This is a genomic window from Nocardiopsis sp. CNS-639, from assembly GCF_000381685.1.
Taxonomy (GTDB): Bacteria; Actinomycetota; Actinomycetes; order Streptosporangiales; family Streptosporangiaceae; genus Nocardiopsis; species Nocardiopsis dassonvillei.
In genome coordinates this window covers 18,530-34,650 of sequence record NZ_KB906881.1, presented here as the reverse complement: position 1 = coordinate 34,650, position 16,121 = coordinate 18,530, and the positions used below count along the sequence as shown (strand labels likewise).

14 protein-coding genes are annotated in these 16,121 nt (G+C 73.2%); 5 read left to right on the top strand and 9 right to left on the bottom strand.

Going from position 1 to position 16,121, the window contains the following annotated elements:
• Nucleotides 1-257 precede the first annotated feature (257 nt).
• Together G011_RS0126660 and G011_RS0126655 are read right to left on the bottom strand one after the other, a co-directional pair.
• Nucleotides 258-1,604, bottom strand: a complete 1,347-nt coding sequence (locus G011_RS0126660; RefSeq protein ID WP_019611132.1) for an FAD-dependent oxidoreductase — start codon at nucleotides 1,602-1,604, stop codon at nucleotides 258-260.
• A 381-nt stretch (nucleotides 1,605-1,985) separates the two neighbouring features.
• Nucleotides 1,986-2,684, bottom strand: coding sequence for a 1-acyl-sn-glycerol-3-phosphate acyltransferase (locus G011_RS0126655; RefSeq protein ID WP_013153576.1), 699 nt, complete (start codon nucleotides 2,682-2,684; stop codon nucleotides 1,986-1,988).
• Between the two features lie 242 nt (nucleotides 2,685-2,926).
• Between G011_RS0126655 and G011_RS0126650 the strand changes: the two genes are divergently transcribed.
• Entirely contained in the window at nucleotides 2,927-3,577 is a 651-nt protein-coding gene (locus G011_RS0126650; protein WP_019611131.1) for a cyclase family protein, read from the top strand.
• Between the two features lie 42 nt (nucleotides 3,578-3,619).
• Here the strand turns inward: G011_RS0126650 and G011_RS0126645 are convergent, their stop codons facing one another.
• The 3 genes from G011_RS0126645 to G011_RS0126635 form a co-directional block, all read right to left on the bottom strand.
• Nucleotides 3,620-5,695, bottom strand: coding sequence for an FUSC family protein (locus G011_RS0126645; RefSeq protein ID WP_019611130.1), 2,076 nt, complete (start codon nucleotides 5,693-5,695; stop codon nucleotides 3,620-3,622).
• A gap of 140 nt (nucleotides 5,696-5,835) precedes the next feature.
• Nucleotides 5,836-7,077 (bottom strand): hypothetical protein, encoded by a 1,242-nt coding sequence (locus tag G011_RS0126640; protein WP_036553163.1) that lies wholly within the window; start codon nucleotides 7,075-7,077, stop codon nucleotides 5,836-5,838.
• Between the two features lie 221 nt (nucleotides 7,078-7,298).
• Nucleotides 7,299-7,841 (bottom strand): GNAT family N-acetyltransferase, encoded by a 543-nt coding sequence (locus G011_RS0126635; protein ID WP_019611128.1) that lies wholly within the window; start codon nucleotides 7,839-7,841, stop codon nucleotides 7,299-7,301.
• 284 nt (nucleotides 7,842-8,125) lie between these two features.
• Here G011_RS0126635 and G011_RS0126630 point away from each other — a divergent pair, with 284 nt between their 5' ends.
• The gene (locus G011_RS0126630; RefSeq protein ID WP_026338691.1) at nucleotides 8,126-9,055 is read left to right on the top strand and encodes a LysR family transcriptional regulator; all 930 of its coding nucleotides are present in this window, start codon (nucleotides 8,126-8,128) and stop codon (nucleotides 9,053-9,055) included.
• Nucleotides 9,056-9,120: 65 nt separating this feature from the next.
• Here the strand turns inward: G011_RS0126630 and G011_RS0126625 are convergent, their stop codons facing one another.
• Nucleotides 9,121-10,023, bottom strand: coding sequence for a LysR family transcriptional regulator (locus tag G011_RS0126625; RefSeq protein WP_013153570.1), 903 nt, complete (start codon nucleotides 10,021-10,023; stop codon nucleotides 9,121-9,123).
• 92 nt (nucleotides 10,024-10,115) lie between these two features.
• Here G011_RS0126625 and G011_RS0126620 point away from each other — a divergent pair, with 92 nt between their 5' ends.
• Nucleotides 10,116-11,102, top strand: a complete 987-nt coding sequence (locus G011_RS0126620; protein ID WP_019611126.1) for a DMT family transporter — start codon at nucleotides 10,116-10,118, stop codon at nucleotides 11,100-11,102.
• 10 nt (nucleotides 11,103-11,112) lie between these two features.
• On the opposite strand, the gene G011_RS0126615 is transcribed toward G011_RS0126620, so the two are convergent.
• Both G011_RS0126615 and G011_RS0126610 read right to left on the bottom strand, forming a co-directional pair.
• Nucleotides 11,113-11,433 (bottom strand): transcriptional regulator, encoded by a 321-nt coding sequence (locus G011_RS0126615; protein ID WP_019611125.1) that lies wholly within the window; start codon nucleotides 11,431-11,433, stop codon nucleotides 11,113-11,115.
• Nucleotides 11,433-11,855 (bottom strand): hypothetical protein, encoded by a 423-nt coding sequence (locus G011_RS0126610; protein WP_019611124.1) that lies wholly within the window; start codon nucleotides 11,853-11,855, stop codon nucleotides 11,433-11,435. Before G011_RS0126610 ends, G011_RS0126615 begins: the two co-directional genes overlap by 1 nt.
• Nucleotides 11,856-12,044: 189 nt before the next feature.
• On the opposite strand from G011_RS0126610, the gene G011_RS0126605 reads away from it, so the two are divergent.
• Nucleotides 12,045-13,847, top strand: a complete 1,803-nt coding sequence (locus tag G011_RS0126605) for a hypothetical protein (RefSeq protein WP_019611123.1) — start codon at nucleotides 12,045-12,047, stop codon at nucleotides 13,845-13,847.
• A 53-nt stretch (nucleotides 13,848-13,900) separates the two neighbouring features.
• Complete coding sequence (locus tag G011_RS0126600; RefSeq protein WP_019611122.1) at nucleotides 13,901-14,611, top strand: alpha-ketoglutarate-dependent dioxygenase AlkB; 711 nt, start codon at nucleotides 13,901-13,903, stop codon at nucleotides 14,609-14,611.
• A gap of 212 nt (nucleotides 14,612-14,823) precedes the next feature.
• On the opposite strand, the gene G011_RS0126595 is transcribed toward G011_RS0126600, so the two are convergent.
• Nucleotides 14,824-16,056, bottom strand: a complete 1,233-nt coding sequence (locus tag G011_RS0126595) for an RNA-guided endonuclease TnpB family protein (protein ID WP_019611121.1) — start codon at nucleotides 16,054-16,056, stop codon at nucleotides 14,824-14,826.
• Nucleotides 16,057-16,121 lie beyond the last annotated feature (65 nt).

Genomic DNA, 16,121 nt, shown 5'->3' with positions numbered 1-16,121 from the left:
GGCTCCTGGCCGTACGGTCACCCACCCGGAGGCGGGGCCGGACGCGGTATTCCGCGAAGGCAATTGTTGAGGCCCGGGGGACACTTGCTACCACACCGACCAACAGTGACTCTAACCCATCGGGCCGGGCCGTTGTTCCGCCACCGCGAGAAGCGGCGCATGCGCAATCTCACGGTACTCGCGGACCGGGGGAGGGAATGCGGTGGCCGGTCCCGCAGAGGGGCGCGGGACCGGCCGGGAAGCCCGCGAACCGAAGGTCACCCCTGGCGCGCGATGCTGGTCTGCTCGTCACGGGAGAGGAGCTTGAGGCGCTTGCGACCGCGCTCGGCGCCCAGCTCCTCCTCGCGGGCCTCGATCCGCTGCCAGCCCTCCCACGTGGTGTAGTGGACGCCGCGGGCCTCCAGCAGGGCGCGGAAGGCGACCGGGTCGGGCTCGGAGGCGGGGGTGAGGGCCTCGCGGTCGGCCACCAGGTTGGTGACCGTCTCCAGGGCGTCGCCCTTGGTGTGGCCGATGAGGCCCACGGGACCGCGCTTGATCCAGCCGGTGGCGTAGACGCCGTCCATCGGCTTCTCGTCCAGGTCCAGGACCCGGCCCTCGGCGTTGGGGACGACGCCGCGCTCCTCGTCGAAGGGCAGGTCGGCCAGGGGCGAGCCCAGGTAGCCGATGGCGCGGTAGACGGCCTGGACCTCGTGGTCGACGTACTCGCCGGTCCCCCGGACGCCGCCGTCGCCGGTCAGCTCCATGCGCTCGGTCCGCAAACCCGTGACGCGGTCCTCGCCGAGCACGGCCACCGGGCTGTGCAGGAAGTGCAGGTGCAGGCGGCGCTCGGCGCCGCGCGGGTCGCGGATCGCCCAGTTCTGCAGGACCTTGACGTTGGTCTTGACCTGGTTGGAGTCCTCGCAGGCCTGGAGGCTCCCCTCGTCCATGTCGAAGTCCTCGGGGTAGACGATGACCTCGACGCCGGGCTGCTTGTCCAGCTCGCGCAGCTCCATGGGGGTGGCCTTGCACTGGGCGATGCCGCGGCGGGCGAAGACGTGCACGTCGGTGATCTGCTTGGCGCGCAGCCCCTCGTACACGTTGTCGGTGATGTCGGTCTCCAGCAGGTCCTCGGCGCTCTTGGCGAGGATGCGGGCGACGTCGACGGCGACGTTGCCCGCGCCGATCACGGCGACGCTGGTGCCCTCCACGTGCCAGGACGGCGACACGTCGGGGTGGGAGTCGTACCAGAAGACGAAGTCGGCGGCGCCGTGGCTGCCGGGCAGGTCGATGCCCGGGATGTCCAGCGGCCGGTCGCGGTCGCTGCCCGTGGCGAAGATGACCGCGTCGTAGTGGTGGCGCAGGTCCTCCAGCTTGAGATCCACGCCGTACTCGACGTTGCCGTAGAAGGTGATCTCCGGCTTGTCCAGGATCTTGTGCAGCGCCCCCTGGATCTGCTTGATGCGGGGGTGGTCCGGGGCGACGCCGTAGCGGACCAGGCCGTAGGGGGAGGGCAGCTTGTCGAGGATGTCGATGCTGACGGACGTGCCGCACGCGGACAGGGTCTCGTCCTTGGTGAGCAGGTCCGCGGCGTAAATCCCCGCGGGGCCCGCACCCACGATTCCCACTCGCAGTGGTCGCGTCATCGCACAGCTCCAAGTCTTCGCGCCAGAGTCGGACGCCATCAAAAGGTAAGGCTTGCCTAATCTATCCGGTGCCGGCACCGGGAAAACCTACTATAAAGGTAGAGAATTCCGCTCCCCGTCCCGGGCCCGCATCGCGGACCCCGGAGGTCCCGCGGGCCGTCGGCCCGGGCGGAACCCGGTAGGACCAGGTCGGGAGGCTGTCGCCGGCGCCCTGGAAGGTCCCTCAACAAGAGGTCAACGCCCCGTCACCGGTTCCCCAGTTCCGAACGGGCTGTGAAGAAAGTCACCGCCCGCCGGAGCGGTCCCGCGTCCCGGGGGGCCGCGCCGGGGGGAGGGGGAGTCCGACTCCCCCGAAAACCGACCCTACGCGCCCGAGGGGCGTCCCCGCTCCAGTTCGGCCTTGACCGAGGCGGCGAACCGGGGCACCTGCTCCTGCCCGGACAGCTTGGCGATGGCGGCCATGATGGCGTCGGTGGCCTCGCGGCGCGGGCGCGCCCTGTCCGCCTGGCCCTCCCAGGGCGACAGGTCCACCGGTTCGCCGAAGCGCACGCCCACCCGGTTCAGGGAGGGCACCCTGCGGCCGGGGGGCAGGATCCGCTCGGTGCCCGCCAGGGCCACCGGCACCACCGGGGCGCCCGTGGTCAGCGCCAGCCAGGCCAGCCCCGTCTGCCCGCGGTAGAGGCGGCCGTCGGGGGAGCGCGTCCCCTCGGGGAAGATCCCGAAGACCTCGCCGCGCTCCAGCACCCCGAGGCTGTTGTCCATGGCCTCCTGGGCGCTCTGGCCCGGGCGCCGGTCCACCGAGAGCTGGCCGATGGCCCGCAGCGCGCGGGTGAACAGCCGCCGGGGCAGGGTCCCCTCGTCGAAGAGCTCCTGCTTGGCGATGAAGCGCACCGGCCGGGGGCAGGCCACCCCGATGAAGAGCGGGTCGATCAGCGCCAGGTGGTTGACGGCCAGGATCACCGGACCGCGACGGGGGACGTGGTGCGCGCCCTCCACGCGCTGGGGCCACACGACACGGGTGGCGGGCGCGATGACGGTCTTGGCCGCTCCGTACAGGGTCACTCGGTCGCCTCTTCTCGGGGTGGGGTGGGGTGGTCCGCGCGGGGGTGACGGACGTGCGGAGGGCTCCCGTGTCCGTGTCTCCCGAGCTTATCGGGGCCGCGGAGCGGAGGGCGTGGCCGGAGGGCGTGATCGCGGCCGGGCGCGGGTGCCGTGGCGCCGGTCACACGCGCTAGGCTATGGTCTAGACCTCTGGTGCAGGTCAGGGGTCCTTTCCCCGGACGCGCGAGCGAGGAAGAACAGCCATGCCGAAACTGGTCGACGTCAGCCACCAGATCACCGACGGGATGACCACCTCTCCGGGCCTGCCGGAACCCGCCGTCGAGGAGAGCACCGCCGTCGCGGGCTCCGTCCCCGGCCACGCCACCAGCAGCGGCCGCGTCACGATGGTCGGCGCCACCGGCACCTACGTGGAGACGCCCGCCCACCGCTACCGGGACGGCGCGGACCTGGCCGACCTGGACCTGGCCCGCGTGGCCGATCTGCCCGGCGTGGTCGTCTCCGTCGGCTCCGCCCGGATCGGCCCGGAGGCCTTCTCCGGCCTGGACGTGCGCGGACGCGCCGTGCTGGTGCGCACCGGCTGGGACCGGCACTGGCGCACCGAGTCCTACGGCCACCCCGAACACCCCTACCTGACCGAGGCGGCGGCCAAGGCGCTCGTGGACGGCGGCGCCACCCTGGTGGGCATCGACGCGGTCGGCGTGGACGACCCCTCTCCCGCCGCCGAGGGCGCCCGCCCGGCGCTGGCCGTCCTGCTCGCCGCCGGCGTCCCCGTCGTCTCCCACCTGTGCCTGCTCGACCAGCTCCCCGAGGAGGGCTTCACCTTCTTCGCGGTGCCCGCCAAGATCCGCGGAATGGCCGCCTTCCCCGTGCGCGCCTTCGCCCTCGTGGACTGACCGGCCGCGCCCCCGGAGGCCGGGGGCGGGCGCGGGGCGGGCTCACAGGTCGGCGTCCAGGTCCTTCTGAGCCCGGCGGTGCTCGCGCTGGGCCCGCCGCTCGGCCTCCTGGCGCGCCGCGCGCTCGTCCTGGGCGACCGCGCTGGTCATCGCGTTGGACAGCGCCCGCAGCTCCATGTTGATCCTGGGGTAGGCGGGCAGCCGGGGGATCGCGCCCATGCGGGGCGTACGGCGCTCCCTCATCGAGGAGATGAGTTCGCCGAAGGCCAGGTCCACCCGTTGCAGGGTGATGACGCCCGCCGACTCGGGCCGGTCCCGGGCCAGCGCGGACAGGGCCAGGTAGCCGGTGCGCTGGGTGGCCACCACCACCGGCCACAGCGGCAGGGTGGAGGCCGCGCGCGGCGCGTCCCCGATCGCGCTGTCGTAGACCCCGCGCAGGTTGACCAGGGCCGCGCGCATGTCCCTGCGCAGCCGGTAGCGCCGTTCGGGGCCGATCTCCACGTCCTGGTCCAGGACCGCCATGATGCACTCGCGCGAGGTCTCCAGCACGCTCGTGATGGCCTGGGGCAGGCGGGTCGCCGACGCCCTGCGCCACAGCAGCAGCGAGCCCAGCAGGCCGAACACCGAGCCCACGACGGTGTCGATGATGCGCGACCCGGCCAGGTCGGTGATGGGGTCGGGCGCGGCGGTTCCGGCCAGCAGCAGCGCCATCGGCGTCACCAGGACCGAGGCGTAGAAGAAGTTGCGGCCCACCACCAGCTGTGTGAGCCCCTGGAAGAGCCCGGCGAGCACGATGACCACGGCCAGCGGCGGGTGCGTCGCGATCAGCGCGGCGCCGATGAACACGCCCACGAGGGTGCCCAGGGACCGCTGGAGGGCCCGGTTCATGGTCAGGACCACGCTGCCCGCCTGGAGGACGGCGGTCGCGGTCAGGCCCACCCAGTAGTAGTGGTCCAGGCCCAGCAGGAGGCTGAACGCGCCCGCCGCGGTCACCGTGATCCACATGCGCAGCGCGGTGGGGCGCACCAGCGAGTCCGAGCCCAGGCTGGAGCGCAGCGCGTCCCACAGCGCCGGATAGCGCTCGTCGTGCAGGGTCGCGGCGTGCTCGTCGTCATCGTGGGAGGAACGGCGCGCGGCCTGCGCGGCCCGGGCCAGCTGGCCGTAGAGCCGGGCCTCCAGGGAGCGGGGCCGCAGGCCCCGGCGTAGTTCGTCGAGCTCGTCGGGGTCGGGGCCCAGGGAGGGGTCGGCCACGGCCGGGGCCATGCGCTCGGCGAAGTCGGCGGCCTTCTCGGGCAGGGTCGTGGGGCGCGCCATGCACACCTGGGTGGTGGCCAGGTGCACGTCGGAGACCCACCGCAGCAGGGAGCGCAGCCGGGCGGCCTCGGGGCTGGTGCGGTAGCCGCGGGTCTGGGCCAGCAGGACGATCCGCCAGGCCTCGGCCACCGCCACCGAGGCCTCGTGCTGGGCGTGGTCCAGGTCGGGCGTGCCCACGGCGCGCAGCAGGGAGGCGAGCTGGCGGTAGGCCCCGGCCACGGCGCGGTACTCGGGGTGGCGGGCGCGCACGGGCGCGCCCGACATCGACACCGACCAGCCGATGGCCGCGCCGAGGGCGGCCACCAGGGCGTGCAGGGGGACGTCGGCCAGGCCGCCGGGGGCGATGGTGGAGATCGCGCCGACCAGGACGAAGAACAGGGGGCCCGGCCTGTCCACCCTCCAGGCGGCGCACAGCCAGGTGGCGATCCCGGCGGTCAGGCCGATGGAGAACACGGGCGCCCAGGAGGCCAGGGCCGAGGCCAGGGAGCCGAGGGTGACGCTGGCGACGAAGCCCAGGCCGACCAGGGCCAGGGCCGCCGACCGGTAGGCGTAGGGCGTCTTCTTCTCGTACAGGACGGTCATGGAGCCCAGGGCGGCCAGGGTGCCGACCTCCGAGCCGAACAGCCACGTGGCCAGGGCGAAGGAGAGCGACATGGACACGGCGGCCTTGACCGCCGTGGTCCACGCCCAGGCGCCGGACTGGAGCCCGAACAGCGCCCGCAGGTCGACCCTGGGGTGGGGTCGCTCGGCCACCTCGACGCGTTCGGCTCCGTGTCCTTCGCCGGGGGAACCACCCACGTTCATCGGTCCGGTGTCTCCAGTGGTTCCCAGATCTCGCACGTTTCCCATCCTAGACCGGGACGAACCGGCACTTAGGTGACTTACTGAACATCCGTAGGGGCGCGGGCCGTGGACAGGGGCCGGGCCGTTCGGAGCGCGGACCGCTACGTGGCGGTGCGCTCCGCGTCCTGTCCGGCCGGGGGCGCCCCGGCCCTCTCCGCGCGCTGTTCGGCCAGCTCGGCGCGGGCCACGGCCCGATCGCGCGCCTCCTCGGCCAGGGCCAGGCGCGCGGCGGCGGCCTCCCGCGACTCGGCCAGGGTGATCTCGGCGTTGCGGCGCTGGGCGTCCAGGTCGGCCGCCAGGCGCTCGCGGTCGGCGCGGAGCCGCTCCAGCTCGGCGGTGAGGCGTTCGCGCTCGTCGGCGGCGGCCGCGCGGTCCGACTCCAGGCGCTCGCGGGTCCGCTCCAGTTCGGCGTCGAAGCGGTCCCGTTCGGCGGCCAGGGTCCGGGCGGCCTCGCCCGCGCGCTCCTCGGCGGTCTCGGCGCGGGCTCGGGCGCTCTCGGCCGCCAGGACGGCCTCGTCGCGCCGACGGGCGTGCTCGGCGGTCTCGGCGCGCAGCCCCTCGGCCTCGGCGCGGGCGTGCTGGAGCCGCCGGGCGGCCTCGGCCCGCTCGTGCTCCAGCTCCTCGCGGGCGCGGGCGGCCTGTTCGGCGATGCGGCGTTCGGCGGCGGCCAGCCCGGCGTTGGCCTCGGCGACGGCGGCGTCGCGTTCGGTCCGGGCCCCGTCGGCGAGGGCGCGCTGCCGGTCGCGCTCGGCCTCGGCGGCGTCCCGGGCGGACAGGGCCTCCTCGGCGATGCGCTCGGCCTCCTGGGTGGCGGAGACGGCGGAGGCGGCGGCGTCCTCGGCCACGCGCCGGGCGCTCTCGGCCTCGCGGCGGCGGTTCTCCGCCTCCAGACGGGCGGCGTCGGCCTCTGCGGCGTGCCGGGCTCCCGCGAGGCGGGCGGCCTCCACCTGGGCCTCGGCCGCGGCCGGGTCGGTCATGGTGGAGAAGGCCTCGGTGGCCGCCTGGAGGGTGGCGGTGAGCTGCTCGCTCTGGACGGCGAAGCGGGTGAGCAGGTCGTCGGCGCGCAGGCGGGCGGAGGTGACCGGTTCGGTGCTGAAAGCGGGGGAGGAGCCGGCGGTGTGGGGGGAGGGCGCGGCGGAGTCGGCGGCGGAGGGCTCCTGCGCGGCGCGGGCCAGCTCCTCCTGGCGTTCGGCCTCCTGGGTCTGGCGCTGGCGTTCCTTCCAGGCGCGCCAGCGGGTGTGCTCGGGGAGGTCGCAGTACTGCGGCGGACGGCCGGGCGAGGAGGCACGGGGCACGGGCCGGTCACAGCCGGGGAAGTTGCAGGTGTTGGAGTCGGAGGCCACGGGGTGAGCGTAGCGGTTCGCCCCCGCGCGGCGCGGAGGTGTGTCGGGCACGGTGACCGGGCACCCGCGCACCCGCGCTCCGCCGGGGGTGGACGGCCGCCGGTGGTTCCGCGCCGGCCCCCTCGGGCGGACCGCCGACCGCGGCCCGTGGGCGCGGGCCGACGCGAAAGCCCCCTTCCCGGCCCCGGAGGCCGGAAAGGGGGCTCGGGCTCCCGCGGGCGCTAGTCGTGGGCGCCGAAGGCGTCCACGCGGCAGACCATCGTGGTCACGAAGGGGCGGAAGCCCTCCTCCTCCAGGAAGCGGATGTCCTCGGAGGCCGTGGCCAGCGCGGAGAACTCGATGTCGCGCACGCCCATGCCCGCGAGCTGGCGGCGCACCTCCTCCAGCAGTTTGGAGGCCACACCGCTTCCGGTGTACTCGGGGTCGATGGCGAAGGTCTGCACCACCGCGCCCCGCGCGCCGCGGTCCCAGCTGCCCTGGGCGTTCTCGCGGATGGTGACCATCGCGTACCCGGCCAGGTCGCCGTTGCTCTCGGCGAGGATCGCCAGGGTCTCGGGGTCGGAGAGCCAGGCCGTGTACTGGGCGCGGCGGCGCCGCCAGGACTCGTCCAGGCTCACGGGGCCGATGATGTCCGCCAGGTGCGGGGCCGTCAGGGTGTGCTGCTGGTGGAGGGCGCCCCACAGGTCCGCGAGTTCCTCCACCTCGTGGGCTCCCAGGTAGCGGAAGCTGAGCACACCGACGTCGGACTGTCGAGGTTTGGTCATCAGCGAATTTTGCATCTTTTTCTCACCCGTTCCACCAGCATTGGGTGCTGATCCCCCCGGGTCTCACCCGTGGTTGAGCTGTGGCACCGACTGTACGTGTCCGTATCGACCGCAACGTGCCCGACACGGAGAAAGAGGCGTCAGAGATTGCTGCAAGAGAAGAAGCTCTGTTTTTTCTTTGAGTGTGGAGCCCGATGGCGATGTGCATGGAATCACGCCCCTAACCTGCGCAACGCGTACGAAACCACCCTGAAATCTGTACGTGCTGCCATAAGTTGGAGGCCATGATCGACGTTCGGCGGCTACAGCTCCTCCAGGCACTCGACCACCACCACACGGTGGCGGCGACCGCGGAGGCGCTCAACGTCACCCCGTCGGCGGTCTCCCAGCAGCTCGCCGCCCTGGCCAAGGAGGCCGGGGTCCCCCTCGTCGAACGCAACGGCCGCCGTTTCCTGCTCACCGGCGCGGCCCGGGTCCTGCTCAAGCGCGCGCACGTCATCTTCGCGGAGATGGAGCGCGCCAGCGCCGACCTGGCCGAGTACGCAGAGGGCGACCGCGGCGTCGTCCGGATCGGCGCCTTCTCCACCGGGATCAGCGACCTCATCGCCCCGGCCCTGGCGCGCCTGCGCACCAGCCACCCGGACTGGTCCTTCGAGGTCGTCCAGGCCGAGCCCGAGCACAGCGCCGAGATGGTGCGCTCGGGCCGCCTGGACATGGCCCTGACCATGTCCACCGGCCACCTGCCCGCCAGCGGCGACCCGGACTTTCGCGTCGACCCGGTCATGGTCGAGCTGTTCGACGCGATCCTGCCCTACCAGCACCCGCTGGCCGCGCGCACCAGCCTCCACCTGGCCGAGGACCTCGCCGACGAGGACTGGATCCTGTCCGCGCCCGGCACCGCCTGGCACGAGTGCGTCTCCGGCGCCGCCCACCAGGTGGGCTTCCAGCCCCGCGTGGTGCACACCGTGGACGACTTCAGCGCCGTGTTCTCCCTGGTGCAGGCGGGGCTGGGCATCGCCCTGATGCCGCGCCTGGCCTGGACCGGGCTGAGCACGCCGCGGATCGTGGTGCGGGGCGTGCGCGAGAGCGCGCGCCGGCACATCGTCGCCCTCTCCCGCGCGGGCGCCTCGCCCGAACCCCTGCTCACCGCCATGCGCGAGGCCGCCAGCAAGGTCCCCGTGCCGTCGGTGGGGCCCTTCGCCATCGCGGGCTGAGGTTCCGCCCCGCCCGGCCGCCCGTCCGGACGCCGCGCTCCGTCCCGGCTCGCCGGGACCCCGCCCTACCCGGCCAGCACGCCCGCGGCCGACTCGCGCAGGTACTCCGCCACCAGGCGGATGGGCTTCCACGCCCATCCGCCGGTGCGGCCCGCCAGGTGGACGCGGCGGACCCCGCCGAGTTCGCCCAGGGGCGCGTGGGCCACCCCGCGCCGGGTCACCGCCGACAACCGCGGCACCACGCCCACCCCCAGACCCTCCGCCGCCAGCTGCTCGAACAGCTCCAGGTTGTCGATGCGGTGGACGACGCGCGGCGTGAACCCGGCCTCGGCGCACATGCGCTGCACCAGCGCCTCCTCGTCGCGCCGGTAGGGGCTGACGATCCACGCCGCCTCCGCCAGTTCCCGCAGCCGCCGCCGGGTCAGGGTGCGGCTGTCGGCGCCCTCCGAGGGCTGGGCGAGCAGCAGGTCCTCACTCCCGATCGGGTGCACCGTCAGCGTCCCCGGAAAATCCCGGGGAAGCAGACTGTACTGGTACACCACCCCCAGGTCCGCCCGCCCGTCCTGGAGCAGCTCCAGCGCGTGCTCGGACTCGTGCTCGGTCAGGTGGACGTCGATCCCGGGGTGGTCGCGCCGCAGACGGCGCAGCGCGGGCAGCACCAGGGGCGCCGCCGTGGTGTACATCACCAGGTCGACGCGGCCGACCGGCTCGCCCTCGCCGTCGAACTCCGCCCGCGCCGCCTCCACCCGCGCCAGGATGCCCACCGCGTGCTCGGCCAGCCGCCGCCCGGCCGGGGTCAGACGCACCCGCCGCCCGTCGGGCGCGATCAGCGGCACGCCCGCCTCCCGCTCCAGGACGGCGAAGTGCTTGGAGACCGCCGACGTGCTCATGCCCGTGACCTCGGACACGGCGGCCATCGTGCCCAGCCGTTCCAGTTCGACCAGCAGGCGCAACCGGGTGAAGTCCATCCACAGAAGCTACCCGACCGTCCACCGGAACTACACGATCCATCAACCAATGGTCCGTGGACAGAAACGAACCACGTCGGTGCAATGGTCGGGTGATCCGCTCTCTCACTCCCTCGCTCCGCCGTGCCCGCTTCGGGGTCCCGGCGCCCCTCATGCTGCTCATCGGCATGTTCACCCTGCACACCGGCAGCGCGCTGGCCGTCACGGCCTTCGCCCAGGCCAGCCCCGCCACCGTCACCTGGCTCCGGCTGAGCTGGGCCGCGCTCCTGCTGCTGGCCCTGGGCGGCCGCTCCCTGTGGCGGGCGGTGCGCGCGGCGTCGCGGCGCGAACTGGGCGCCGTGGTGATCCTGGGCACAGCGAGCGCGGGGATGATGCTGTTCTACTCCGAGGCCACGGCGCGGATCGAACTCGGCACCGCCACCTCCATCGAGTTCCTCGGCACCCTCGTGGTGGCCGTGGCCGCCATGCGCCGCCGCCGCGAACTCGTGTGGATCCTCGCCGCGGTCGCGGGCGTGCTCTGCCTGACCCGCCCCTGGCAGGGCGAACTCGACCTGGTCGGGGTCGGCTTCGCCCTGGCCGGCGCGGTCTGCGTGGTGGGCTACATCGTGCTGACCCAGCGGGTGGGCGCCGGGTTCGGCGCCGTGCACGGTCTGGCCCTGACCATGACCGTGGGCGCGGTGGTCAGCGCGCCGCTGGGCGCCCCCGGCCTGGTCGCCGCCCCCGACCCGGACCTGGTGCTGTTCACCCTGCTCATCGCGCTGCTGTTCCCGATGGTGCCGTTCCTGCTGGAGATGGTGGCCCTCCAACGGATGAGCCGCACCGCCTACAGCACCTTCTCCAGCCTGGAACCGGCGGTCGCCCTGGTGATGGGCCTGGTGGTCATCGGTCAGGCGCCCGTCCTGATCCAGGTCGTCGGCATGGTCCTGGTGGTGGTCGCGGGCGCCGGCGCGGCCCGGGGCGACGGCTCCCGCCGCCCCGCCGTGCCCGATCTGGCCGCGGCCACCGCCGCCGACCCGCACCGGCCCGAGGGGCAGGCCCTGACGGAGGAGGCCGAAGCGGTGTCGGGCCGGGCGGTCTGAGGGAGCGGGGTCACTCGGCCTCGGGGGCGCGGACGTGGGCTCCCGAGGCGATCTCGCGCAGTGCACGGACGTGCTGGTCGAAGGCGGCCCGCCCCTCACCGGTCAGGGACAGGGAGGTGCGGGTGCGCCGCCCCACCGCGGCCTTGTGCACCTTCACGTAGCCCGCGTTCTCCAACACCGTGACCTGCTTGGACAGCACCGAGTCGGAGACCTCGACGGTGTCGCGCACGAAACGGAACTCCGCGCGGTCCACGGCGGCCAGCGCCGCCACGACCGAGAAGCGCACGGGGGAGTGGATCACCTCGTCCAGCCTGCCGCGGGGGTGCTCCATCAGGCGCTCCTGCTCCGGCGCAGGGACACGTGGGCCGCCACCAGCGGCGGCGCCGCGCAGGCCAGGGCCGCGGGCACCCACCAGGCGGGCTCCCCGGGGAAGGCGTACATGCCGACGAAGAGGGAGACCGCGTACAGCACGCCCCACACGCCCATCGTCCACAGGTGCAGGGACGCGTATCCCCGCGGCTGCACCGGCTGGCGCACGGCGAACACCGTCATCACGGCCATGGCCGCCCCGAACCCGGCGGTGGAGGCCGCGATCGCCCACGGGGAGGGGAACAGGCCCACCACCAGCACCAGGGCCAGCGTCGCGACGCCGAACACCGCGCCGTAGACCGCGTACCACCCGCCCCGCGAGCGCGTCCGCGTCCCCACCGTCTCCGCCCGCTCCAGCGCGTCCAGCGCCTCGTTCCTGCGCATGTCGTTCTCCGTTCGCTCAACCTGTTGTCAGCATGGCACTCACTTTCCAACTTGGCAAGTGATTGACTCTCTGGAAGGCAAGACTGGGACGCACGCGCAAGCCCCATCCCACAAGCGACATCCGTCACCCGCGCCACTTCGCCGCACCGGTACGGAGCGTCTCCGGAATGCACTAGCTTGGTGCGAACCATGGCCGCGAAATCTGATCTCGAACTCCTCCGCGCCTACGAACCGGTGCTCATGTGCACCAAGGGGGAGCTCTTCTTCCCCACCGACGTGGACGCCTACGTACGCAACTGCAGCCTGTGGATCGAGGAGCCGGGCGGCGGCGAACGCCGCCTCGTCCCGGCCGGGGAACTCACCCTCGACCGCCTCGGTCGGGCCGAGGAGGAGTGGCCCGGACGCCACAAGCACCTGCGCTTCGTCCAGGAGGAGACCCTGCGCGAGGAGGCCCGCCGCTACAAGGGCGTGGCCCGCACCGTCATCCCCAAGAGCGGCCGTCTGGCCGCCGTCGGAGTCCTGGGCCGGGTCCTGGACATCCTGATGAAGCTCTCCCTGCTCATCCGCGGGGCCGTCCCCGGCGGCCTCACCTTCGCCGCGGTGACCCGCTACCGCGAGCGCGTCGACAACGGCGGCGTCACCTACTACGGCCGCGTCACCCGCGAGGGCGGCTACACCATCCTCCAGTACTGGTTCTTCTACGCGATGAACGACTGGCGGACCATCTACGGCGGCGTCAACGACCACGAGGCCGACTGGGAGCGCGTCACCGTCTACGTCGTGGACAACCCCGACGGCACCACCCGCCCCGTCTGGGTGGGAGCCTCCTCGCACGAGTACCACGGCGACGACCTGCGCCGCTGCTGGGACGACCCCGACCTGCACCGGGACGGCTACCACCCCATCGTCTACGTCGGCGCGGGGTCGCACTCCCACCAGATGCTCCCCGGGGACTACCTCATCCAGGTCGACCCCTCCTTCCTGCGCGGCCCCATGCGCGCCTGGCGGTGGATCACCCACCGCATCTTCCGCGCCGACAGCGTCCTGAACCGGCACGGCATCGGCGTCCCCTTCGTCGACTACGCCCGCGGCGACGGCATGCGCCTGGGCCCCGGCGGCGACCGCGAGTGGTCGCCCGTCCTCATCGACGACGACACCCCCTGGCTGACGGGGTACCGCGGCCTGTGGGGACGCGACACCGGCGACTTCTTCGACGGCGAGCGCGCCCCCAGCGGCCCGCGCTACGAGCGCGACGGCACCATCCGCCGCTCCTGGGCCGACCCGCTGGCGTGGGTGGGCCTACAGAAGGTCGCCCCCACCGAAACCGCCGCCCGCGCCGAGCTGCGCGCCCACGTGCGCGCCCTGGACGAGCGGCTGCGGACCCTGGACGCCGACGTCATCAGCCGCCGCGACCGCCTGCGCCAGCTCCACTCGGCCCGCATCGTCCTGGAGCGCGAGGCCCACTCACGGCCCCGCGCCCGCGAGTACGCCGAGCGCATCGCCGCCCTGGAGATGGAACTGGGCGAGGTCTACGAGACCCGCGTGCTGACCGCCGACGAGCGCGACACCCACCTGCGCGCCCTGGCCGCGGACACCCCCCTGGTGCCCTCGCCCACCGGGCACCTCAAGGCCCCGCACCTGCCCTACTCCTCGGGGACGCAGCGCTCCACCCGCTTCCTGCACCTGTGGGTGGCCCTGAGCACCCCGCTCCTGCTGATCTCGCTCGCGCTGCCCATGTTCGTCCTGAACGGGCAGTACACCTTCTACGCGATGATCGGCGTGGTCGTGGTCTTCGCCGCGGTCGACTCCGTGGCCCGCCGCAAGTTCGTCCAGTACCTCATCGGGCTGGCGGTCATCGCGGTGGTCGTCGGACTCGTCGTGGGGGTCGTGGCCGCGTTCGTGGTCAACTGGCGCATCGCCATCACCGTCCCCGTCGCGGTGATCGTGGTGCTGCTGCTCGTGGTCAACGTCCGCGAACTCCTGCGCCGCTGATCCGCTCCGCCCCGCGCTGGCGCCCACCGCCCGCGCGGGGCAGCATGGGACCCATGAGCGACGCGCTGTTCGACCGCCCGCCCGCGCAGGTGGCGCCCGGCGCCGTGCACGTGCCCGGCTGGCTGGACCCCGAGGAACAGGCCGACCTGGTCCGGGGCTGCCGCGACTGGGCGCGCGGGCCCGCCGGGATGCGCCGCCACACCATGCCGCGCGGCGGGGTGATGAGCGTGCGCATGGTCAGTCTGGGCTGGCACTGGTCACCGGGGCCCAACCCCCACGCCGAACGGCGGGGCCCCGGGCCCTCCCGGCACCGGCAGGCCTACTCCTACGCCCGGTTCCTGCCCGACGGCACACCCGTCCAGCCCTTCCCCGACCTGCTCGGCGACCTGGCCGCCCGGGCCGTGGAGGCCGCCTACGGCGCCCCTCCCGGCCCGGACGCCGACCCCTACGACGTCGCCCTGGTCAACTTCTACGACGCCGACGCGCGCATGGGCATGCACCAGGACCGCGACGAGCTCTCCGGCGAACCCGTGGTCTCCCTCAGCCTCGGCGACACCTGCGTGTTCCGCTTCGGCAACACCGAGACCCGCAACCGCCCCCACACCGACGTCGAACTGCGCAGCGGGGACCTGTTCGTCTTCGGCGGCCCCTCCCGCATGGCCTACCACGGCGTCCCCCGCACCCGGCCCGGCACCGCTCCGCCCGCCCTGGGACTGGACGGGCGGCTCAACATCACGGTCCGCGCCTCGGGGCTGCGCGGCTGAGGGACTCCGTCCGGGACCCGGCGCCGCCGCGCCCTCCCCGGTGGAGGACGGCCCCGGCCGGACTGCCCCGCCCCGTTCGGGGCAGTCCCTCCTGAGAGCGCTCGCCCGCCGGTCCGGTGCCGACAGGGCGGCGCGCAGTCCGACCACGCACGGGAGGGGAAGACCACGTTTGACTTCCTCTCCTACCTGAAGGCAGGAGATTCCGGAACCGCCTACCGGTGGTTCGAGGCCAAAGCCTCGTCACGGGTCGCCCCGTGGCCTTCCTGTTTCGTCGCCGGTCGCCCCGTCCGGGAGGACTCCCGTTGAGGTCTCACACCAGCTCCGCAGGCAACAACCGCCAGCCCGGCGGCTTCGAGATTGAGCGCCGCGTTCACATCTCGGTCATGGGCCACCCCGCACCGGGGGCACGTCCACTCCCGTACACGCAGCGGCAACGACGCATGGAGGTACCCGCACCCGGGGGTCGAGCACGCCTTGGAGGAGGGGAAGAACCGGTCCACCACGACCAGATCGCGTCCGTACCAGGCGCACTTGTACTCCAGCATGCTGCGCAGCTCACGCCAGGCCACATCCGAGATCGCCCGGGACAGCCTCCTGTTCTTGACCATGTTGGCCACGGCCAGGTCCTCGATCACGACCGCTTGGTTCTCGCGGACGAGTCGAGAGGAGAGCTTGTGCAGGAAGTCCCGGCGCCGGTCGGTGATGCGGGCGTGCACCCGCGCCACCTTGCGCCGCGCCTTGTCCCGGTTGGCCGAACCCGGTTGTTTACGCGACAGGGCACGCTGCGCCCGAGCCAGCCTGGCGCGGTCGCGTTGTTCGTGGCGGGGATTGGCCACCTTCTCCCCCGTCGACAGGGCCATCAGCGATGTCACACCCATGTCCACGCCGACCGCGTCGCGGATGGCCGGAGCCGATGTGATGGTGTCCTCGCACAGCAACGAGACGAACCAGCGCCCGGCCGCGTCACGGGACACCGTGACCGTGGAGGGGCGTGCTCCTTCGGGCAGGGGGCGCGACCACACGATGTCCAGGGGGTCGGCCATCTTGGCCAGGGTCAGGTGCCCGTCGCGGTAGCGGAACGCGGACCGGGTGTACTCCGCCGAGGCCCGCGACGTCTTCTTGGACTTGAACCGCGGGTACCGCGCACGCTTGTCGAAGAAGTTGCGAAAGGCGGTGTGCAGGTGACGCAGCGTCTGCTGGAGCGGAACGGAAGAGACCTCGGCGAGGAAGGACAACTCCTCGCTCCTCTTCCAGGCGGTCAGCATCACCGAGGTCTGGGAGTAACCCACCCGCTCCTGGCGCTGGTGCCAGGCGGCGGTGCGTTCGGCCAGGGCGCGGTTGTAGACCAGGCGCACGCACCCGAACGTGCGCGACAGCTCAGCCGCCTGCGCACCGGTCGGGTAGAAGCGGTATCGATAGGCCCGCTTCACGCTCTTGCTGGTCATGGCACACACCGTAGCGACCGCCCTGTGGTCGCGTGAGGCGAATCCGACAGAAAGCGACAGGAAGG